Origin of the sequence: Burkholderia sp. BCC1993 (genome assembly GCF_905339865.1) — a bacterium.
Lineage (GTDB): Bacteria > Pseudomonadota > Gammaproteobacteria > Burkholderiales > Burkholderiaceae > Burkholderia.
This window is the reverse complement of the sequence record NZ_CAJPGZ010000002.1, coordinates 404,008-423,492: the sequence shown is the minus strand read 5'-3', so window position 1 is coordinate 423,492 and position 19,485 is coordinate 404,008. Positions and strand designations below refer to the sequence as shown.

Annotated in this window: 13 protein-coding genes; 9 read left to right on the top strand and 4 right to left on the bottom strand. The window is 70.0% G+C overall.

Annotated elements, in window-relative coordinates; genetic code table 11:
• Positions 1–22 precede the first annotated feature (22 nt).
• From U4Y91_RS04730 to U4Y91_RS04715, 4 genes are all read right to left on the bottom strand, one after another.
• The gene (locus U4Y91_RS04730) at positions 23–1,315 is read right to left on the bottom strand and encodes an MFS transporter (protein ID WP_321803676.1); all 1,293 of its coding nucleotides are present in this window, start codon (positions 1,313–1,315) and stop codon (positions 23–25) included.
• A gap of 86 nt (positions 1,316–1,401) precedes the next feature.
• On the bottom strand, positions 1,402–2,169 hold the full coding sequence (locus tag U4Y91_RS04725; protein ID WP_321803674.1) for an SDR family oxidoreductase: 768 nt from the start codon (positions 2,167–2,169) through the stop codon (positions 1,402–1,404).
• A gap of 102 nt (positions 2,170–2,271) precedes the next feature.
• A complete protein-coding gene (locus U4Y91_RS04720) occupies positions 2,272–2,991 on the bottom strand; it encodes a FadR/GntR family transcriptional regulator (protein WP_321803672.1) in 720 nt (239 codons plus the stop codon).
• Between the two features lie 194 nt (positions 2,992–3,185).
• Positions 3,186–3,428, bottom strand: a complete 243-nt coding sequence (locus U4Y91_RS04715) for a DUF6566 family protein (RefSeq protein WP_321803670.1) — start codon at positions 3,426–3,428, stop codon at positions 3,186–3,188.
• Between the two features lie 178 nt (positions 3,429–3,606).
• On the opposite strand from U4Y91_RS04715, the gene U4Y91_RS04710 reads away from it, so the two are divergent.
• The 9 genes from U4Y91_RS04710 (at position 3,607) to glgX (ending at position 19,484) form a co-directional block, all read left to right on the top strand.
• On the top strand, positions 3,607–4,302 hold the full coding sequence (locus U4Y91_RS04710) for an MgtC/SapB family protein (RefSeq protein WP_321803668.1): 696 nt from the start codon (positions 3,607–3,609) through the stop codon (positions 4,300–4,302).
• Positions 4,299–4,637, top strand: a complete 339-nt coding sequence (locus tag U4Y91_RS04705; protein WP_321803666.1) for a hypothetical protein — start codon at positions 4,299–4,301, stop codon at positions 4,635–4,637. The genes U4Y91_RS04710 and U4Y91_RS04705 overlap by 4 nt, the downstream gene beginning before the upstream one ends.
• Positions 4,634–6,856 carry a VTT domain-containing protein gene (locus U4Y91_RS04700; protein WP_321803665.1) on the top strand — a complete coding sequence of 741 codons (2,223 nt, stop codon included), beginning with the start codon at positions 4,634–4,636 and terminating at the stop codon, positions 6,854–6,856. Before U4Y91_RS04705 ends, U4Y91_RS04700 begins: the two co-directional genes overlap by 4 nt.
• Entirely contained in the window at positions 6,847–7,662 is an 816-nt protein-coding gene (locus U4Y91_RS04695) for an endonuclease/exonuclease/phosphatase family protein (RefSeq protein WP_321803664.1), read from the top strand. Before U4Y91_RS04700 ends, U4Y91_RS04695 begins: the two co-directional genes overlap by 10 nt.
• Before the next feature lie 12 nt (positions 7,663–7,674).
• Complete coding sequence (locus tag U4Y91_RS04690) at positions 7,675–8,163, top strand: phage protein NinX family protein (protein WP_321803663.1); 489 nt, start codon at positions 7,675–7,677, stop codon at positions 8,161–8,163.
• 173 nt (positions 8,164–8,336) lie between these two features.
• Positions 8,337–11,729: a maltotransferase domain-containing protein gene (locus tag U4Y91_RS04685; protein ID WP_321803661.1), complete on the top strand. Its 3,393-nt coding sequence runs from the start codon at positions 8,337–8,339 to the stop codon at positions 11,727–11,729.
• Complete coding sequence (treS, locus tag U4Y91_RS04680; RefSeq protein WP_321803786.1) at positions 11,729–15,139, top strand: maltose alpha-D-glucosyltransferase; 3,411 nt, start codon at positions 11,729–11,731, stop codon at positions 15,137–15,139. The genes U4Y91_RS04685 and treS overlap by 1 nt, the downstream gene beginning before the upstream one ends.
• A complete protein-coding gene (gene glgB, locus U4Y91_RS04675) occupies positions 15,136–17,337 on the top strand; it encodes a 1,4-alpha-glucan branching protein GlgB (protein WP_321803659.1) in 2,202 nt (733 codons plus the stop codon). The genes treS and glgB overlap by 4 nt, the downstream gene beginning before the upstream one ends.
• Positions 17,338–17,369: 32 nt before the next feature.
• Positions 17,370–19,484 carry a glycogen debranching protein GlgX gene (glgX, locus tag U4Y91_RS04670; protein WP_321803658.1) on the top strand — a complete coding sequence of 705 codons (2,115 nt, stop codon included), beginning with the start codon at positions 17,370–17,372 and terminating at the stop codon, positions 19,482–19,484.
• Position 19,485: the final 1 nt, after the last annotated feature.

The window sequence follows — 19,485 nt, the reverse complement described above, 5'->3', positions numbered from 1 at the left end:
ATGAATCGAACGATGCGGCAGATCATGTGCGGCGCAGCGAGATGGTCGAACCGTCCGTCGTGCGCTGCTCGGAACGTGCCGGAACCGTGATCATCAGGATCACCGATACCAGCAGCGCCAGCGCCATGAACATGTACGAAGCCGACGGGCTGCCAGTCGCACCATTCAGATATCCGACGACCCACGATCCGAGAAACGCGCCCAACGCGCCACTCGAATTGATGATGCCGATCGCCCCACCCAGCACGTTGCTCGGAATCAGCTCGGGGACCAGCGCAAAGAACGGTCCATACGGCGCATACATCGCGGCACCGGCAATCACGAGAAGCGTGAACGAGATCCAGAAGTGCGATCCGCCAACCAGGAACGACGCCACCAGCGCAATCGTCCCGACCAGCAGCAGCGGCCAGACGAACAGCTTGCGGTTGCGTGTCTTGTCCGACAGCCACGACGCCAGCAGCATGAGGACGATCGCGGCGAAGTACGGAACAGCGGCGAGCCAGCCAACCGATACGATGTCGCTCTTCGACGCGCCCTTGAGGATCGACGGCAGCCACATGATGAAGCCATAGACCCCGATGCTCCACAGTGCGTGAATCGCACAGCATTTCAAGACGACCGACGAACGGAATGCGGCCCTGTAGTCGCGAACCGGTGCGATATGAGCCTGCTCCGCTTTCAGGCGTGCATCGAGTTCGGCCTTTTCTCCGTCCGTCATCCATGGCGCATCAGCCGGACGATCCTTGACGGTGAACCACCAGACGACGGCCCAGGCAAGCGCGGGCAATCCTTCGATGACGAACATCTCGCGCCACCCGAAGCTGCGCACCAGATAGCCCGATACCACCGACATCCACAACACCGTCACCGGATTGCCGAGAATCAGGAACGTATTCGCGCGGGAGCGTTCGGTGCGCGTAAACCAGCGGCTGATGTACATCAGCATCGACGGCATGACGGCGGCCTCGACGACGCCGAGCACGAAGCGCAGGACCATCAGCATTGGAATGTTGCTGACCATCCCGGTCGCAGCAGCACACAGGCCCCACAGAATCAGGCTGACGAAGATCAGCTTCTTCACGCTGTTTCGCTGTGCATAGATCGCGCCTGGCACCTGGAACAGGCAGTAGCCAAGGAAAAACAGCGAGCCGATCAGCGACGACATGCCGTGGGTGATGCCGAGGTCCTTGTCGATCCCGGCTGCGGCGGCGAAACCGTAGTTGGCGCGATCGAGGTAGGCGAGGCTGTAGGTGATGAAGATGATGGGCATCAGATACCACCATCTCTGGGGGGCTACGGGTTTGGTGCTTTCCATGATGTCTCCTGACAGGTGTGGCGCTTCGGCGCTTGACGATTGCGCGGGCGGCTTTTCGTATGGGTGTTGATCGCGTGGATCGGCTTTCAAAGGACGGCCAGCCAGCCGCCATCGACATAGATGATCTGGCCGTTCACATAGCTCGACGCCGCCGATGCCAGGTACACCGCCGTGCCGACGAGTTCCTCCGGCTTGCCCCAGCGCTGCGTCGGATTGCTGGCCTTGACCCACGCGTCGAACGCCGCGTTCTCGACGAGCGGTTTGTTCATGTCGGTCAGGATGTAGCCTGGGCCGATCGCGTTCGCCTGAATATTCGACGACGCCCATTCGGCGCTCATCGCGCGGGTCAGCATCTTGATCCCGCCCTTGGCGGCCGTGTACGCGCCGACCGTCGCGCGCGCGGCTTCGCTCGTCAGCGAGCCGATATTGATGATCTTGCCGCCGGTGCCACGCACGATCATGCGTCGCGCCGCTTGCTTGGCGACGATGAACGCACTCGTCAGGTTGGTGTCGATCACCCGTTGCCAATCGCCCAGTTCGAGTTCGACGAGCGGCTTGCGAAACTGGATACCGGCGTTGTTGACGACGATGTCGATCTGCACGCCTGCCACGTCCCAGTGCGAGAACGCATCGGCGACAGCGTGCTCGTCCGTCACATCGAATGCGCGACCCTGCGCGTTGAAGCCTTCGTCGGCGAGTTGTCGGACCGCGGCGTCGACCGTCTCGGCCTGTGTTCCGTTCAGAATCACACGCGCACCAGCCGTCGCGAGTCCTTTTGCCAGCGCGAAACCGATGCCACGCGCCGAACCGGTGACGAGCGCCGTGCGTCCGCTCAAGTCAAATAGTGAAGTCATTTGATCGCACTCCTATTGATTGTCGGAAAACGGGCGCGAGTGCGCCCCTCGCGACCGTCTTCCGGTCGCGATGAAGTCAACGCCGAATCTGCTGTCAGGGTTTCAGGCGCGTTCGTCGGCAGCGGCCTTGTTCAGCGCGGCGCGATCCTCGAAGTCCTGTTCGGCGCGCCTGATGAGCGTGAGCACCGCTTCTTCCGCGGCAGCCTCGTCGCCCTTTTCGATTGCGACGCAAAGCGCTTCGTGCATCGGCAACGACCGTGCCGGACCACCGGCGATCTCCGAACTGAGCTCGAAACTCGTTTGCAGGATGGACGACAGCGCGTTCTGCATCTGCTGGACGAACTGGTTGTGACAGGCCGTGAGAATCGCGCCGTGAAACGCGAGATCGGCAGGGACATATTCGCCATTGCCGGCGACCGCACGCTCCATCGCCCGGTAAGCACGCCGAATCGCGATGCGGTCTTCATCGGTCGCGCGTTTCGCGGCGAGTCTGGCCGCGTTGGGCTCGATGATCAGGCGAAGCTCCATCAAATCCTGGATCAACCCCTCATCGACCGTGCCGGCACGCGCGCGCCAGGTAATGACGTCGGGATCGAACAATTGCCATTGCGCACGCGGCAGCACGACCGTGCCGTAGCGCCGGCGTACTTGCAGCATGCCCTTGGCGGACAGCGACTTGACCGTCTCGCGGATGGTGATGCGGCTGACCTGCAACTGTTCGGCCAATTCGTCTTCGGACGGCAGGATGTCGCCGGGTGCGAACTGGCCGGAGCAGATCCGCTCGCCCATCTGATTCAGTACCTGCCGATGGAGGGTTGCCATAAAGACTCTCTAGATCATACGTATGATGTAGAAAGATAGGCGGACAGCGTATCCGCGGCAATCGGGGTTGACCCGAGGCAGATCCGGAAAATGCTCGGATCGTTCGTCATCCTCCCGGCGCGGCGCCGGCACGCGGTTACAAATGGCACGAACCGCGCCCCGGCGCCTTGCCGATCGGATCGGGTCGCCCCGGATCAATCGTCATCGACCCGCTTGTCGATCAGATAACGCCCGCGCTCGACGCCCGCGCGCAGCGCCTCGTCCTCCGTCGACCATTCGGAGCCGGCCGGCTCCGGCACGATCAGCTCGATGCGGGCGCCGTCGACATAGACCTGTACCTCGTCGTCCCACGCGCCGCGCGCGTTGCGCCGCGCCCATACGCGAATCTCGTGGCCGCGATACGGGTCGCGAACCTGTGCGTCCTGTTGATGTTGCATCCTGGCCTCCTGTACTTATCTGCGATGGCGATGCAAAAAATGCGCGCCGCATGACCGCCGCGCGCGCCGTCGGCCCCGCGCGCACGCGCCGTGCCCGCTATCGGCCGCCTCGGCACGTGTCTTGCGTTCCTGTCCGGTATCGAACCGCTCCGGTCCGCCAGACAACCAGGAGGCCGCGATGATCGGCCATATCGAACTCGTCGGGCGCCTGCTGCTCGCCGCGCTGCTCGGCAGCGTGATCGGGCTCGAACGCGAACGGCTGAACTGGGCCGCCGGCTTGCGCACGCACATGCTGGTGTGCGTCGGCTCGGCCCTCGTGATGCTCGTCTCCACCTTCGGCTTCGAGGACGTGCGCGGGCAATACGGCGTCGTGCTCGATCCGTCGCGGGTCGCGGCCCAGGTGGTCTCGGGCATCGGCTTTCTGGGCGCCGGTTCGATCCTGCTGCGCGGCGAAGTCGTGCGCGGGCTGACGACGGCCGCGAGCCTGTGGGCGGTGGCCGGCGTCGGCCTGGCCGCGGGCGGCGGCATGTACGTCGCGTCGATCGGCGCGACGGCGATCGTGCTCGCGATCCTCGCGGGCGTGAAGCCGCTCGAGCGCCGCTTCATCGCGCAGCGGCAGCAGCGCACGCTGCGGCTCGTCGTCGAGCGCGGCGGCCTGACGCTCGGCGTGCTGCACGACACGCTCGGCGCGGGCCGCGTGCGCGTGAAGCGGTTCATCGTCCAGCAGTCCGACGACGATCCGGAGACCGACGACATCTCGGTGTCGTTCTCGCGCACGAGCGGCGCGGAATTTGCGACGATCTGCGCAGCCCTGCAAAGCATCGCCGGCGTGCGGGCCTGCAGTCCCGACACCTCGTCAAGGAGTTTCGCGTGACCCGGACCAACCTGCTTTCCTATCTTGTGTCGAGCCAGCTGGCCGCGCGCATGCGCGGCGGCACCTGGCTCACCACCAGCCAGGTGGTCGGCGCGCTGCGCGCCTGGCTCGCGTGCCATCACGCCGAATGCGGCTGGCTCGACCGGATCCGGATCGCGAACGCGTCCGCGACGATCGCGCAACGCATCGACGAAATCACGGCCACGTACGGCGATCCCGACCGCGGCGAACGCGTCCGGCTCGACGCCGGTTCGCCGGAACTGCAGGCGCTGCGCGCACGTTGCGACGCGCTGCTGCAACGCATCGACGGCGGCCGGGACGTCGACGCACAATGATCGCGCCGGACCGCAAGCCGCGCGCCGCCGTCGCGACGGCGGGCCCCGACGACGCGGCGGCCGCCCCCTCGCGCACGGCCGAACCGGTGCGATACGGTCTGCTCGAATGCGGACGCAACTGCGACACGATCCGAAGCACGGACCGCTTCGCGATGCTGGTCGACGGCGCCGCGTATTTCGCGACGCTGCGCGCCGCGCTGCGGCGGGCGCGCCATACGGTGTTCATCGTCGGCTGGGACGTCGACAGCCGGATGCGCCTCGCGCCGGCCGACGCCGCCGGCGACGGCCTGCCCGACACGCTCGGCGCGTTCCTGCACGCGCTCGCGGCCGCGCGCCACAACCTGCGCATCTACGTGCTCGCGTGGGACTTCGCGATGATCTACGCGCTGGAGCGCGACTGGCCGCCCGTCTATCGCGCCGCGTGGCGCGCGCATCGCGGCATCCGGTTCCGCCTCGACGACACCCATCCGCGCGGCGCGTCGCATCACCAGAAACTCGTCGTGATCGACGACCGGCTCGCGTTCGTCGGCGGGCTCGACCTGACGCGCGAGCGCTGGGACACGCCCGCGCACGCGGCCGACGATCCGCGCCGCCGTGACGCCCGCGGCATGCCGTACGGCCCGTTTCACGACGTGCAGGCGATGTTCGACGGCGACGCGGCCGCCGCGATCGGCGAGCAGGCGCGCACGCGCTGGCGCAATGCGTGCGGGCGTCCGATCGCGATCCGCGCGCAGCGCCATCTCGAGCGTGACGAAGACGTCGATCCGTGGCCGCCCGGCGCGCGCGTCGACCTGCGCGACGTGCGGCTCGGCATCGCGTACACGGCGCCGCGCCATCGCGACCGCGAGCCGGTGCGACAGGTGCGCGCGCTCGTCGAGGACACGATTCGCGCCGCGCGGCGCCACCTGTACATCGAGAACCAGTATTTCACCGCGGCCGTGGTGCGCGAAACGTTGTCCGCGCGACTGGCCGACGCCCACGGGCCGGACGTGACGGTCGTGGCACCCCGCGTTCAGAGCGGCTGGCTGCAGGAAGCGACGATGGGCGTGCTGCGCGCGCGGCTGCACGACACGCTCAAGTCCGCCGACCGCTTCGGCCGCTACCGGCTGCTGTATCCGCATGTCGACGGCCTCGGCGACGCATGCGTGAACGTGCACAGCAAGATCCAGATCGTCGACGACGAATGCATCGTGATCGGCAGCGCGAACCTGAACAACCGGTCGATGGTGCTCGATACCGAATGCTGCATCGCGCTCGTCGCGGCGGGCGAGCCGCGCATCCGCACCGCGATCGCCGGCCTGCGCGACCGCCTGCTGGCCGAACATCTCGGCACGCCGCCGGCCACGGTCGCCGCTGCGTTCGCGCAAGCCGACCGGCCGAACGCCGCACTCGACCGGCTGCGCGCGAAACCGGGCCGCACGCTGCGCGTGCTCGACCCGGTCGTGACGCCGCAGTTCGACGCGTTGGTGCCGGTCAGCGCACGGCTCGACCCCGAGCAGCCGATCGAGCCGGACCGGTTCGTCCGCGAATTCCTGCCGCGCGAGCAGCATCGCCCGCTGACCGCGCGCTTCCTCGCGCTCGGCGCGGCCGTGCTGCTGATCGCGGCGCTCGCGTTCGCGTGGCGCTTCTCGCCGCTCGGCAAGGCGCTGAACGTCGCGGCGCTCGCGCAAGCGGCGGCCGGCGCCGCGGCACTGCCGGGCGCGCCCGCCCTGCTGCTGGCCGGCTACGTGGTCGCGGCGACGCTGTCGGTGCCGATCACGCTGCTGATCGCCGCGACGGGGCTCGTGTTCGGCGCGTGGCCGGGCTTCGCTTACGCGGCCGCCGGCACGCTGACGGCCGCCGCCGCGACCTACGGGATCGGCCGCTGGCTCGGGCGCGACGCGGTGCGCCGATTCGCCGGCGCGCGCGCGAACCGGCTCAGCGAACACATCGGCCGGCGCGGCGTGGTCGCGATGGCCGTGCTGCGGCTGCTGCCGATCGCGCCGTTTACGATCGTGAACCTGGTCGCCGGCGCATCGCACATCGGCCTGCGCGACTTCCTGGTCGGCACCGCGATCGGGATGCTGCCGGGCATCTTGCTGACGGTCACGTTCGCGCACCAGCTGACCGCCGCGTTCCGCCATCCGGGCCCCGGCGCATTTGCGTGGCTCGCGGCGATCGGTGTCGCGCTGGTCGGCGTGTCGGTGCTGCTCGTCAGGGTACTGCGACGATGGTGCTGAGCCGGCAGCCGGCCCCGCCGCCGGACATCGTCACGTCGGACGGCCCGCCCGCCGCCGCGCCGGGCGGGCGCGACCTGCGAATCGCGACGTACAACATCGGCGGCGGCTACGGTGCGTGGCCCGCGCGCGCGGCCGATCGAATCGCGGCGGTGATCCACGAGCTCGACGCGGACGTGATCGCGCTGCAGGAAGTGCCGCTCGGCGGCACGCGCGCGCCCGACGTGCTCGCGCACCTGCGCGACGCGACCGGCATGCACGGGGTGGCCGGCCCGACCATCGACACACCGGAGCGCCGCTACGGCAACGCGGTGCTGTCACGCTGCCCGATCCGCGCCGCGTGCACGCTCGACCTGTCGTTCCACCCGCGCGAGCCGCGCGGCGCGCTCGATGCGGACATCGACTGCGGCGCCGGCACGCTGCGCGTGGTCGCGACCCATCTCGGGCTATCGGCGAACGAACGCAGCGCGCAGGTGCAACGGCTGCTTGCCGCGTTCGACACCGGTGCGATGCCGGTGATCCTGATGGGCGACATCAACGAATGGTTCGTGCGCGGCCGTGCGCTGCAGGCGCTGGTCACGCGGTTCCGCCGCGCGCCGGCGCCGCGCACGTTCCCGACGCTGTACCCTGTGTTCTCGCTCGACCGGATCTGGATCCATCCGGGCGAGTTGCTGGTCGACGTGACCGTGCATCGCAGCATGCTGGCCCGGCGCGCGTCGGATCATTACCCGCTCGTCGCGCGCATGCGTGCGAGTTCCGCGCCCGGCACGCCGCTTGCGCGCGACGCGCACCGCGCCGACGAAACCTGACGGAGCATGCCCATGAGAACCGACGAACTCGGCGGAACGGCCCTCGACTACTGGTGCGCGCGCGCACTGTGCGCGGACGACGAAAACACGCTGTGCTTCACGGCCGTCGAGCCGCAGGTGATCGTGACCGCCGCGTGCGATGCGTTGCGGCGCCTCGACGCGCATTTCGCGCCGTCGGCGTCGTGGGCCGACGCGGGGGCGGTGCTCGATCGCGTCGGCGACCTGCGGATCGCGCGGCGCGGCGACGGCGTCGAATGCGACGCGTGCTTCATCGACGGCCCGTCGACCTGTGCGGCACGCGCGCCCGACGCGCGCACCGCGCTGCTGCGCGCGTTCGTGCGCGCGCGCTTCGGCGACGACGTCGATACCCCGCCGCCGTTTCCGCACCGGATCGAGCGCGGCGCGCCGGTGCGCTACGACCCCGGTGCGCCGCTTCCCGAAGCGGACGACGAACCGGCCACCGGCGACAGTTCGGACATTCGCTCGATTCCGCGCATGTGACGCCGCCGGAGGCCCCCGGCTGGGCCATGCGCGCGATGCAGTGATCATCCCGCGTTCATGTAAAAACGACAGGGTTCCCCCACGGCATCCCGCACGCACGGGCGCCGCGCCGCAGGCACGCGCGTTGCGGCGAACGACCGTTACCGTTCGCCGCCGCCCGGACCCGCCATCCCATGAACGCCACCCCGCCCTTCGCTCCCCACCTCTACTTCTGCGACGCGCGCCTCGTCGGCCCGCTCGACGCGTGGCCCGACACGTTCGCGCACATCGCGGGCATGGGCTTCGATCACGTGCTGATCGGCGGCTTCTGGGCCGCCAGCGTCGCGGGTTTTCCGCGCCACGTCGCCGACTTCCACCGGCCGGCCGCGACGTTCGCGACGCGCGCCGGCGCGCTCGAAACCTTCTCGCGGCTCGCCCAGCTCGCGCACGGCCACGGGCTGCGCGTGCTGCTCGAAGTCGTGCCCGACCGCATCGCGCGCGACAATCCGCTGCGCGCCGAGCATCCGGACTGGTACGCCGAGCGCGCGCACGACGACGCGCTGATCGATCCGCGCTGCGCCGCGCATGAACTCGACGTCGCCCATGCGCTGGTCGGCGACGACGCGACGCACGACGCGCTCGCCGCGTGGTGGTGCGCGCATCTCGCCGCGTTCGCGGACGCCGGCGCGGCCGGCTTCCTGATCGACGCGCCGCATCACCTGCCGGCCGCGTGGTGGCCCGGCTGGCGCGCGGCGCTGCATCGCGCGCGCCCGGACGTCGCGGTGCTGGCCGGCGTGCCCGGCCATGCACGCGACGCGCTCGCGCAACTCGAGGAGGCCGGCTTCGACGCGGTGTTCTCGTCGGTACGCTGGTGGGATCTGCGCTCGCCGTGGTTTGCGGACGAACACCGACTGCTGCGCCGCATCGGCTCGCCGATCGCGTTTCCCGACGCCTTCGACGGCCCGCGTCTCGCCGACGACTGGCACGACGCGCCGGACGAGACGGTCGCCCGCGCGTACCACCGCGCACTGTGGACCGCGGCTGCGCTCGGCACCGGCTGGCTCGTGCCGATGGGCTTCGAGCGCGGCGTCGCGCTGCCGCTGATGGTGCGCGATGCGGACGCCGCGCGCTATCGCGCCGCGTTCGACGGCGCGCGCTTCGACCTGTCCGGCGCGATCGCCGACGCGAACGCGTGGCGCCGCGCGACGCCGCTTGCGGCCGGGCGCGGCGAAATCGCGCAACTGAGCGCGCCCGGCGCGGCCGCGACCGCGCTGCTGCGCGGCATGGGCCCGTCGCTCGAGCACGACGACACGGCACTGCTGATCGCGCTGAATCCCGCTCTCGATGCCGACGCGCCGGTCGATCCCGCGACGATCCTGCCCGGTGTGCCGGGCGGCTTCACGCAGATCGCGACACTCGCGGGCACGCACACGCACGCACCGGACGCGCTGGCCGCCTTCACGCTCGAACCCGGCGGCTACGCGCTGCTCGACGCGCGGCGCGCGCAGCCCGCGATCACGCGCGCCGGCGCCGCGGACGAGCGCGCCGCGCTGTCCGCCGCGCTCACGGCCGACCGGATCGCGATCGAACGCGTCGAGCCGGCGGTCGACGGCGGCCGCTTCGCGATCAAGCGCGTGATCGGCGAAACGCTGGTTGTGCACGCATCGATCTTCACGGACGGCCATGCGCATCTGGCGGCCGCGCTGCAGTGGCGCGCGGACGACGAAGACGACTGGCGCGAAGTGCCGTTCGTCGCGGAACCGAACGACCGCTGGCACGCGCGCATCGCGCTCGACCGGCTCGGCCGCCACGCGTTCCGCGTGATCGCGTGGCGCGACGACTGGGCCTCGCTCGTCACCGACATCGCGAAGAAGCGCGCGGCCGGCCAGGACGTGACGCTGGAGGTGCGCGAGGCGCAGCTGCTGCTCGCGACCGCGCTGAAGCTCGCCGCGCCGGACGCTGCGCACGCGGTCCGGCAGATGGAACGGCTGGCGGCCGACTTCAACGACGCGTCGCACGAACACCGTCTCGCCCTGATCGGCGAACCCGCGCTCGCCGACGCATACGCGGCGCTGCGCTACCGGCCGTTCGTCACGCACGACGATACCGTCTATCCGGTCGAGGTCGAGCGCCGCGCCGCACGCTTCTCCAGCTGGTACGAGCTGTTCCCGCGCTCGGCGAGCAACGACCCGCACCGGCACGGCACGTTCGACGACGTGATCGCACAACTGCCGCGCATTCGCGACATGGGCTTCGACGTGCTGTATTTCCCGCCGATCCACCCGATCGGCACGAGCGCGCGCAAGGGCCGCAACAACACGCTGAAGGCCGGCCCCGACGACGTCGGCAGCCCGTACGCGATCGGCTCGCCGGACGGCGGCCACACGGGCGTGCATCCGCAGCTCGGCACGCTCGCGTCGTTCCGCGCGCTGGTCGATGCGGCGCACGCGCAGGGGCTGGAAATTGCACTGGATTTCGCGATCCAGTGCTCGCCCGACCATCCGTGGCTCGCCGCCCATCCGGGCTGGTTCGCGTGGCGGCCCGACGGCTCGCTGCGCTATGCGGAAAATCCGCCGAAGCGCTACCAGGACATCGTGAATCCCGACTTCTATGCGCCCGACGCGCTGCCCGGCCTGTGGCTCGCGCTGCGCGACGTGGTGCTGTTCTGGGTCGAAGCAGGCGTGCGGATCTTCCGCGTCGACAACCCGCACACGAAGCCGCTGCCGTTCTGGGCCTGGATGATCGCGGACGTGCGCGGCAAGCATCCGGACGTCGTGTTCCTGTCGGAGGCGTTCACGCGGCCCGGGATGATGTACCGGCTCGCGAAGATCGGCTTCTCGCAGTCGTATACGTACTTCACGTGGCGCGAGACGAAGCGAGAATTCATCGACTACCTGACCGAGCTGAGCGCCGGCCCCGCGCGCGAGTTCTTCCGGCCGAACTTCTTCGTGAACACGCCCGACATCAATCCGCGCCACCTGCAGAACGCGCCGCGCTCGCAGTTCGTGATCCGCGCGGCGCTCGCCGCGACGCTCGCCGGCTCGTGGGGCCTGTACTCGGGCTTCGAGATCGGCGAATCGGCACCGCTGCCCGACAGCGAGGAATACGCGGACGCGGAGAAATACGAGCTGCGCGCGCGCGACTGGGCCAAGGCCGCGCACATCGGCGGCGAAGTCGCGCGGCTGAACCGCGCGCGGCGCGAGCATCCGGCGCTGCAGACCCACCTCGGCCTCACGTTCGCCGACGCGGACAACGACCAGGTGCTCGTGTTCGTGAAGGCGACGCCCGCGCACGACAGCGTCGTCGCGGTCGCGATCAGCCTCGACCCGTGGCATCCGCAGGCCGCGAACTTCACGCTCGATGCGGCGCTGTGGCGCGGCCTCGGGCTCGTCGACGGCGAACCGCTCGACGCGCTCGAACAGGACGCCGCGCACGCCGAAACCTGGCGCGGGCATCGCCAGTACGTGTCGCTCGACCCGCACGTGCGGCCCTATGCGATCTGGCGGCTCGCGCCGTCTCCCGGCGCCGCGCGAGCGGCGGCGCCCGACCCGGGCGGTGCCCGGGGCCCTTCCGGAGCACACGCATGATGAAACGCGAAGACTCCCTCGACGACGTGCGGCGCGCGCAGTTCCCGTCGCTCGCCCCGGCCGGCACGCCGCGCCGGCGCCGTGCGCGGCGCCGCGCGCCCGCGCTCTGCGCGGACGATCCGCTGTGGTACAAGGACGCGATCATCTACCAGGTGCACGTGAAGTCGTTCTACGACTCGAACAACGACGGGATCGGCGATTTCCCCGGCCTGATCGCGAAGCTCGACTACATCGCCGAGCTCGGCGTCGACACCATCTGGCTGCTGCCGTTCTACCCGTCGCCGCGCCGCGACGACGGCTACGACATCGCCGACTACCGCGACGTGCATCCCGACTACGGCACGCTCGCCGACGTGCGGCGCTTCATCCGCGAAGCGCACGCACGCGGCATCCGCGTGATCGCCGAGCTCGTGATCAACCACACGTCGGACCAGCACCCGTGGTTCCAGCGCGCGCGGCGCGCGAAACCCGGCTCGATGCATCGCGACTACTACGTGTGGTCCGACTCCGACACGAAATACGCGGGCACGCGGATCATCTTCCTCGATACCGAAACGTCGAACTGGACCCACGACCCGATCGCCGGCCAGTACTACTGGCACCGCTTCTACTCGCACCAGCCGGACCTGAACTTCGACAACCCGGCCGTGGTGCGCGAGGTGATCCAGGTGATGCGCTTCTGGCTCGATCTCGGCATCGACGGGTTGCGGCTCGACGCGGTGCCGTACCTGGTCGAGCGCGAAGGCAGCAACAACGAGAACCTGCCCGAGACGCATGCGATCCTGAAGCGGATCCGCGCGACGATCGACGCCGAGTACCCGAACCGGATGCTGCTCGCGGAAGCGAACCAGTGGCCGGAAGACGTGCAGGAATACTTCGGCAACGAGGACGAATGCCACATGGCGTTCCACTTTCCGCTGATGCCGCGCATCTACATGTCGATCGCGAGCGAGGACCGCTTCCCGATCGTCGACATCATGCGGCAGACGCCGGCGCTCGCGCCGAGCAACCAGTGGGCCGTGTTCCTGCGCAATCACGACGAGCTGACGCTCGAGATGGTCACCGATTCGGAGCGCGACCTGCTGTGGCAGACCTATGCGAGCGACCGGCGCGCGCGGATCAATCTCGGCATCCGGCGCCGGCTCGCGCCGCTGATGGAGCGCGACCGGCGCCGCATCGAGCTGATCAACTCGCTGCTGCTGTCGATGCCCGGCACGCCGGTGATCTACTACGGCGACGAGCTCGGGATGGGCGACAACATCCACCTGGGCGACCGCGACGGCGTGCGCACGCCGATGCAATGGTCGTCGGATCGCAACGGCGGCTTCTCGCGCGCGGACCCGGAACTGCTGGTGCTGCCGCCGGTGATGGGCTCGCTGTACGGCTACGACGCGATCAACGTCGAAGCCCAGACGCGCGACCCGCATTCGCTGCTGAACTGGACGCGCCGCATCCTGTCGACGCGCCGCGCGACGCAGTCGTTCGGGCGCGGCACGATCCGCTTCCTGCGCCCGGAGAACCGCAAGGTGCTCGCCTACCTGCGCGAACTCGAAGGCCACGAGACGGTGCTGTGCGTCGCGAACCTGTCGCGCGCGTCGCAGGCCGTCGAACTCGACCTGTCCGAATTCGCGGGCCGCGTGCCGACCGAGATGACGTCGGATTCGCCGTTTCCGCCGGTCGGCCAGCTCCCGTATCTCCTCACCTTTCCGCCGTACGGGTTCCTGTGGTTCGTGCTGTCCGAGCATGGCCGCGAGCCGTCGTGGCGGCAGCCGCACGCGCAGCCGCTGCCCGAGTACGTGACGATCGTGATGCGGCGCGGCGACGCGCGGCCGGACGTCGGCCAACTGCATGCGCTCGCGCACGATGCGCTCGCGTCGTGGCTCGCGCGGCGGCGCTGGTTCGCATCGAAGGACCGCAAGATCGGTGACGCGTGGCTGAACGTCGTCACGCCGATGCCGGACGAGCCGTTCCAGTACGCGGAAGCATGGGTATCCGCGAGCAACGGCGGGGTCGAACGCTACGTCGTGCCGCTGGCCGCCGCGTGGGGCGGCGAGACATCGCAGCCGCTGTTCGCGCAGCTCGCGCTCGCGCGCGTGCGGCGCGGCCATACCGTCGGTTACCTGACCGACGCGTTCGCGCTGCCGTCGTTCGCGCGCGGGATGCTGCGCAAGCTGCGCGACGGCGCGACGGTGCCGACCTCCGACGGCGGCCACCTCGACTTCCTGCCCGAGCATGCGCTCGCCGCGCTCGATCCCGGCGACGACGCCGAAGTGCGCTGGCTCGCGGCCGAGCAGAGCAACAGCTCGCTCGTGATCGGCGATGCGATCGTGCTGAAGCTGGTGCGCAAGGTCGCGCACGGGATCCATCCGGAAGCGGAGATGAGCCGCCACCTGACGCGGATCGGCTATGCGAACACCGCGACGCTCGCCGGCGAAGTCGTGCACGTCGATCCGGACGGCACGCCGCATACGGTCGCGATCCTGCAGCGCTACGTCGACAACCAGGGCGACGCGTGGACGCGTTCGTTCGACTTCCTGAGACGTGCGGTCGACGAGCTCGCGCTGCCGGCCGTCGACGACGGCGACGCGGCAGAGTCCGGCGAGGAACCGGACGCGCTGCTCGGCTACGCGGCGTTCGCGGGGATCGTCGGCACGCGGCTCGGCCAGTTGCACGTCGCGCTCGCGCAGCCGTCCGACGACCCGGCGTTCGCGCCGGAGCGCGCGACCCCGGCACACGTCGACCACTGGCGCAGCGATGCGATCGCGTCGTTCGAGCAGGCGCTCGACGTGCTGGGCACGCGGCTCGATACGCTGGCCCCCGCCGAGCGTGCCGCCGCGGACACGCTGCTCGCGTCGCGCGACGCGGCCGTGCAGGCGCTCGGCGAACTGGTACCGCGCACCCTCGACGCGCGATGCACGCGGATCCACGGCGATTTCCATCTCGGCCAGGTGCTCGACGTGCAGGGCGATGCGCTGCTGATCGACTTCGAGGGCGAGCCCGCGCGCCCGCTGGAGCGGCGCCGCGCGAAGTCGCATCCGCTGCGCGACGTGGCCGGCTTCCTGCGCTCGCTGTCGTACGTGAGCGCGGCCGCGCAGTTCGTGATCGAGAAAGCGCCGCCGCAGGCGGCCGGCCGCAAGCGCGCGCTGTTCGACCGCTTCGGGCAGGCCGCCGCCGACCGCTTCGTCGAATGCTATCGCGCGGCCGCCGACCAGGCGCCCGAACGCTTCGTCGACCCGCGTTATGCCGATCGCCTGCTCGCGCTGTTCCTGATCGACAAGGCGTCGTACGAGCTGTGCTACGAAGCCGCGAACCGCCCCGACTGGCTCGGTGTGCCGGTCGGCGGGCTCGCCGCGCTCGTCGAACGCCTGCTCGACACGCACGGCGAACCCGACGACGGAGGCACCCGATGACCGACACGCTGTTCGACCGCCACGATATCGATGCGCTGCTCGCCGGGCGCCATCCGGACCCGTTCGCGTGCCTCGGCCCGCACGGGGATGCCGGGCGGATCGTCGTGCGCGCGCTGCTGCCCGGCGCGCGGCGCGTGCGCGCGGTGACGCCCGACGGCGACGAACTCGGCACGCTCGCGTGCGTCGACGAAGCCGGCTGCTTCGCCGGGACGATCGCGCGCGACGGCCACTACCGGCTCGCGATCGAGTGGCCCGAGACGCGCCAGGTGACCGACGATGCGTATGCGTTCGGCACGCTGCTCGACGACGCGGCGCTCGCGCGGTTCGCGGCCGGCGACCCGGCCGCCGTGCTCGAGTGCCTCGGGGCAACGCCCACGCGCGTCGACGGCATCGACGGCGTGCGCTTCGCGGTATGGGCGCCGAACGCGCAGCGCGTGTCGGTGGTTGGCGACTTCAACACCTGGGACGGCCGCCGCCATCCGATGCGGCTGCGGCGCCCGTGGGGCGTGTGGGAACTGTTCGTGCCGGACCTCGGCGCCGGCGAGCACTACAAGTACGAGCTGTGCGCGAGCGACGGCCGCGTGCTGCCGCACAAGGCCGATCCGTGCGCGCGCGCGACCGAAGCGCCGCCGCGCACCGCATCGGTGGTCGCCGACACGGCGGCGCTCGACGCGTTCGCATGGCATGACGACGGCTGGATCCACGCGCGGCCGCATCCGGAGCGTCGCTTTCGAGTGCCGTGGTCGATCTACGAGGTGCATCCGGAATCGTGGCAGCGCGTGCCCGAGGAAATGGACCGCAGTTCGACCTGGGACGAACTCGCCGAGCGGCTGATCCCGTACGTGCGGGGCATGGGCTTCACGCACGTCGAGTTCATGCCGATTTCCGAGTATCCGTTCGGTGGCTCGTGGGGCTACCAGCCGCTCGCGCAGTTCGCGCCGTCCGCGCGCTTCGGGCCGGTCGACGGCTTCGCGCGCTTCGTCGATCGCGCGCACGCGGCCGGCATCGGCGTGATCGTCGACTGGGTGCCCGCGCACTTCCCGAACGATCCGCACGGCCTCGCGCAGTTCGACGGCAGCGCGCTGTACGAGCACGCCGATCCGCGCGAGGGCATGCACCCCGACTGGAACACCTGCGTGTTCAACCTCGGGCGCAACGAGGTCGGCGCGTTCCTCATCGCGTCGGCGCTCGCGTGGGCGCGCCGCTACCACGTCGACGGGATCCGCGTCGACGCGGTCGCGTCGATGCTGTACCGCGACTACTCGCGCGGGGAAGGCGAATGGGTGCCGAACATCCACGGCGGGCGCGAGAACCTCGAAGCGGTCGCGTTCCTGCGCGCGCTGAACGACACGCTGCACGGTGCGCTCGCGCCACCGGGCATCGTCACCTTCGCGGAAGAATCGACCGCGTGGCCGGGCGTCACCGCGGCGACCGGCGACGGCGGGCTCGGCTTCGACTTCAAGTGGAACATGGGCTGGATGCACGACACGCTCGCGTATCTGCGCGAGGATCCGATCCATCGCCGCTATCACCACGACCGAATGACGTTCGGGCTCGTGTATGCGTTCTCCGAGCGCTTCGTGCTGCCGCTGTCGCACGACGAGGTCGTGCACGGCAAGGGCTCGCTCGCCGCGAAGATGCCCGGCGACGCGTGGCAGCGGCTCGCGACACTGCGCGCGTACTTCGGCTTCATGTGGGCACATCCGGGCAAGAAGCTGCTGTTCATGGGCAGCGAATTCGCGCAATGGGCCGAGTTCGCGCACGACGCGACGCCGCACTGGGACCTGCTCGACGCGCCCGCGCATCGCGGCGTGCAGCGGCTCGTGCGCGACCTGAATCGCGCGTACCTGGCCGAACCGGCGCTGCATGCGCTCGATTGCCACGCGGCCGGCTTCGCGTGGCTGATCGGCGACGATCGCGACAACAGCGTATTCGCGTTCGCGCGCCGCGACGACACGGGGCGTCTCGTCGTCGCGGTCTGCAACTTCACGCCGGTGCCGCGTTCCCGCTATCGCGTCGGGTTGCCCGCGCCCGGGCAGTGGCGTGAACTGATGAACACCGATGCCGCCTTGTACGGCGGCACGAATGCCGGCAACGACGGCGCGGTGTGGACGGAGGCGATCCCCGCGCACGGCGAGTCGTGGTCGGCCACCTTGCGCCTGCCGCCGCTCGCGACGCTGTGGCTGAGCCCGGCCTGACACCCGGCGCCCTCGACACGGAGACGATCCCCATGCCGACCGCCCTGCCCGCCCGTCTCGAACCCGGCCGCTGCCATCCGCTCGGCGCGGCCTGGGACGGCCTCGGCACCAACTTCGCGGTGTTTTCCGCGCATGCGCAGCGTATCCAGCTGTGCGTGTTCGACCCGACCGGCCGCAAGGAACTCGCGCGCCTCGACCTGCCCGAATGCACCGACGAGGTATGGCACGGCTACCTGCCGAACGCGCATCCGGGCACCGTGTACGGCTTTCGCGCGGACGGCCCGTACCAGCCGCAGCACGGCCATCGCTTCAATCCGACCAAGCTCCTGCTCGACCCGTACGCGCGCAAGCTGGTCGGCCACTTTCGCTGGTCCGACGCGCTGTTCGGCTATCGCGTGCATTCGAACCGCGCGGACCTGTCGATGGATCGCCGCGACTCGGCGCCCGCGATGCCGAAGGCCGTGGTAGTCGACGAGGCGTTCGACTGGAGCATGGACCGGCGCCCCGACGTGCCGTGGCGCAGCACCGTGATCTACGAGGCCCACGTGCGCGGTGCGTCGATGCGCCGCGCCGGGTTGCGCGCGCCGGAGCGCGGCACGTTCGCGTCGCTCGCGCATCCGGCGTTCATCGATCACCTGCTGTCGATCGGCGTGACGACGGTCGAGCTGCTGCCGGTGCACGCGTTCCTGCAGCAGCGCGCGCTCGTGAACCGCGGGCTGCGCAACTACTGGGGCTACGACACGGCCGCGTTCTTCGCGCCGGAGCCGGCCTACCTGTCGACGCGGCGGCTCGACGAGATGCGCATCGCGATCCGGCAGCTGCACGCGGCCGGCATCGAAGTCGTGCTCGATGTCGTCTACAACCACACGTGCGAGGGCAGCGAGCTCGGCCCGACGCTGTCGTGGCGCGGCCTCGACAACGCGAGCTACTACCGGCTGCGGCCGGACGACCCGCGCTACCACATCGACGAGACCGGCTGCGGCAACACGCTGAACCTGTCGCATCCGCGCGTCGTGCAGATGGTGATGGATTCGCTGCGCTACTGGGCGAGCGCGTTCAACGTCGACGGCTTTCGCTTCGATCTCGGCGTGACGCTCGGCCGCGAGGATCACGGCTTCGAGCCGGGCGCGGGATTCTTCGACGCGCTGCGGCAGGACCCGCTGCTCGCGCAGCGCAAGCTGATCACCGAGCCGTGGGATCTCGGCCCCGGCGGTTATCAACTCGGCCGCCACCCGCCCGGCTTCGCCGAATGGAACGACCGCTTTCGCGACACCGTGCGGCGCTTCTGGCGCGGCGACGCCGGGCAGCGCCCGGAACTCGCCGCGCGGCTCGCGGGCTCGGCCGACCTGTTCAATCATCACCGGCGCCGCACCTGGGCGTCGGTCAACTTCATCACCGCGCACGACGGCTTCACGCTCGCCGATCTCGTGTCGTATGCGGCCAAGCACAACGAAGCGAACGGCGAGGAAAACCACGACGGCCACGGCGACAACTGCAGCGCGAACTGGGGCGTCGAAGGCGCCACCGACGACGCGTCGATCCACGACCTGCGCGCACGGGTCGCACGTTCGATGCTCGCCACGCTGTTTACCGCGCTCGGCACGCCGATGATCGTGGCAGGCGACGAATTCGGCAGAACGCAGCACGGCAACAACAACGCGTATTGCCAGGACAACGAACTGTCCTGGCTCGACTGGGATCTCGCGCGCAGCGACGAAGGCATGCAGATGATGCGCTTCGTGTCGCGGCTCGCTGCATTGCGCCGCATGTACCCGGTGATGTCGGCGCCGCACTATCCGTCCGGCGACCGCGACGGTGCACCGGGCATGCACGAGATCGACTGGTTCGACGAGCGCGGCGACCCGCTGACCGTGCCCGCGTGGGAGGACGGCGAGCGCCGCGCGCTGACGATGCGGCGCGTCGGCACCGGCCGCACCGGGCGCACCGAGGCGTTGCTCGTGGTGCTGAATGCGTCGTCCCACGTCATCACGTTCAAGCTGCCCGCCCCCGTGCTCGACTACCGCGTGCTGCTCGACACCGCGACGCCCGACGCCGGCCCGCGCGGCTGGCCTGACGCCGGCCGCGACGTCGCCGCGCACGCGGCCGTGATCGCCGTCGCGGCCGTGCCACCCGCCCCGCACTCGTGAG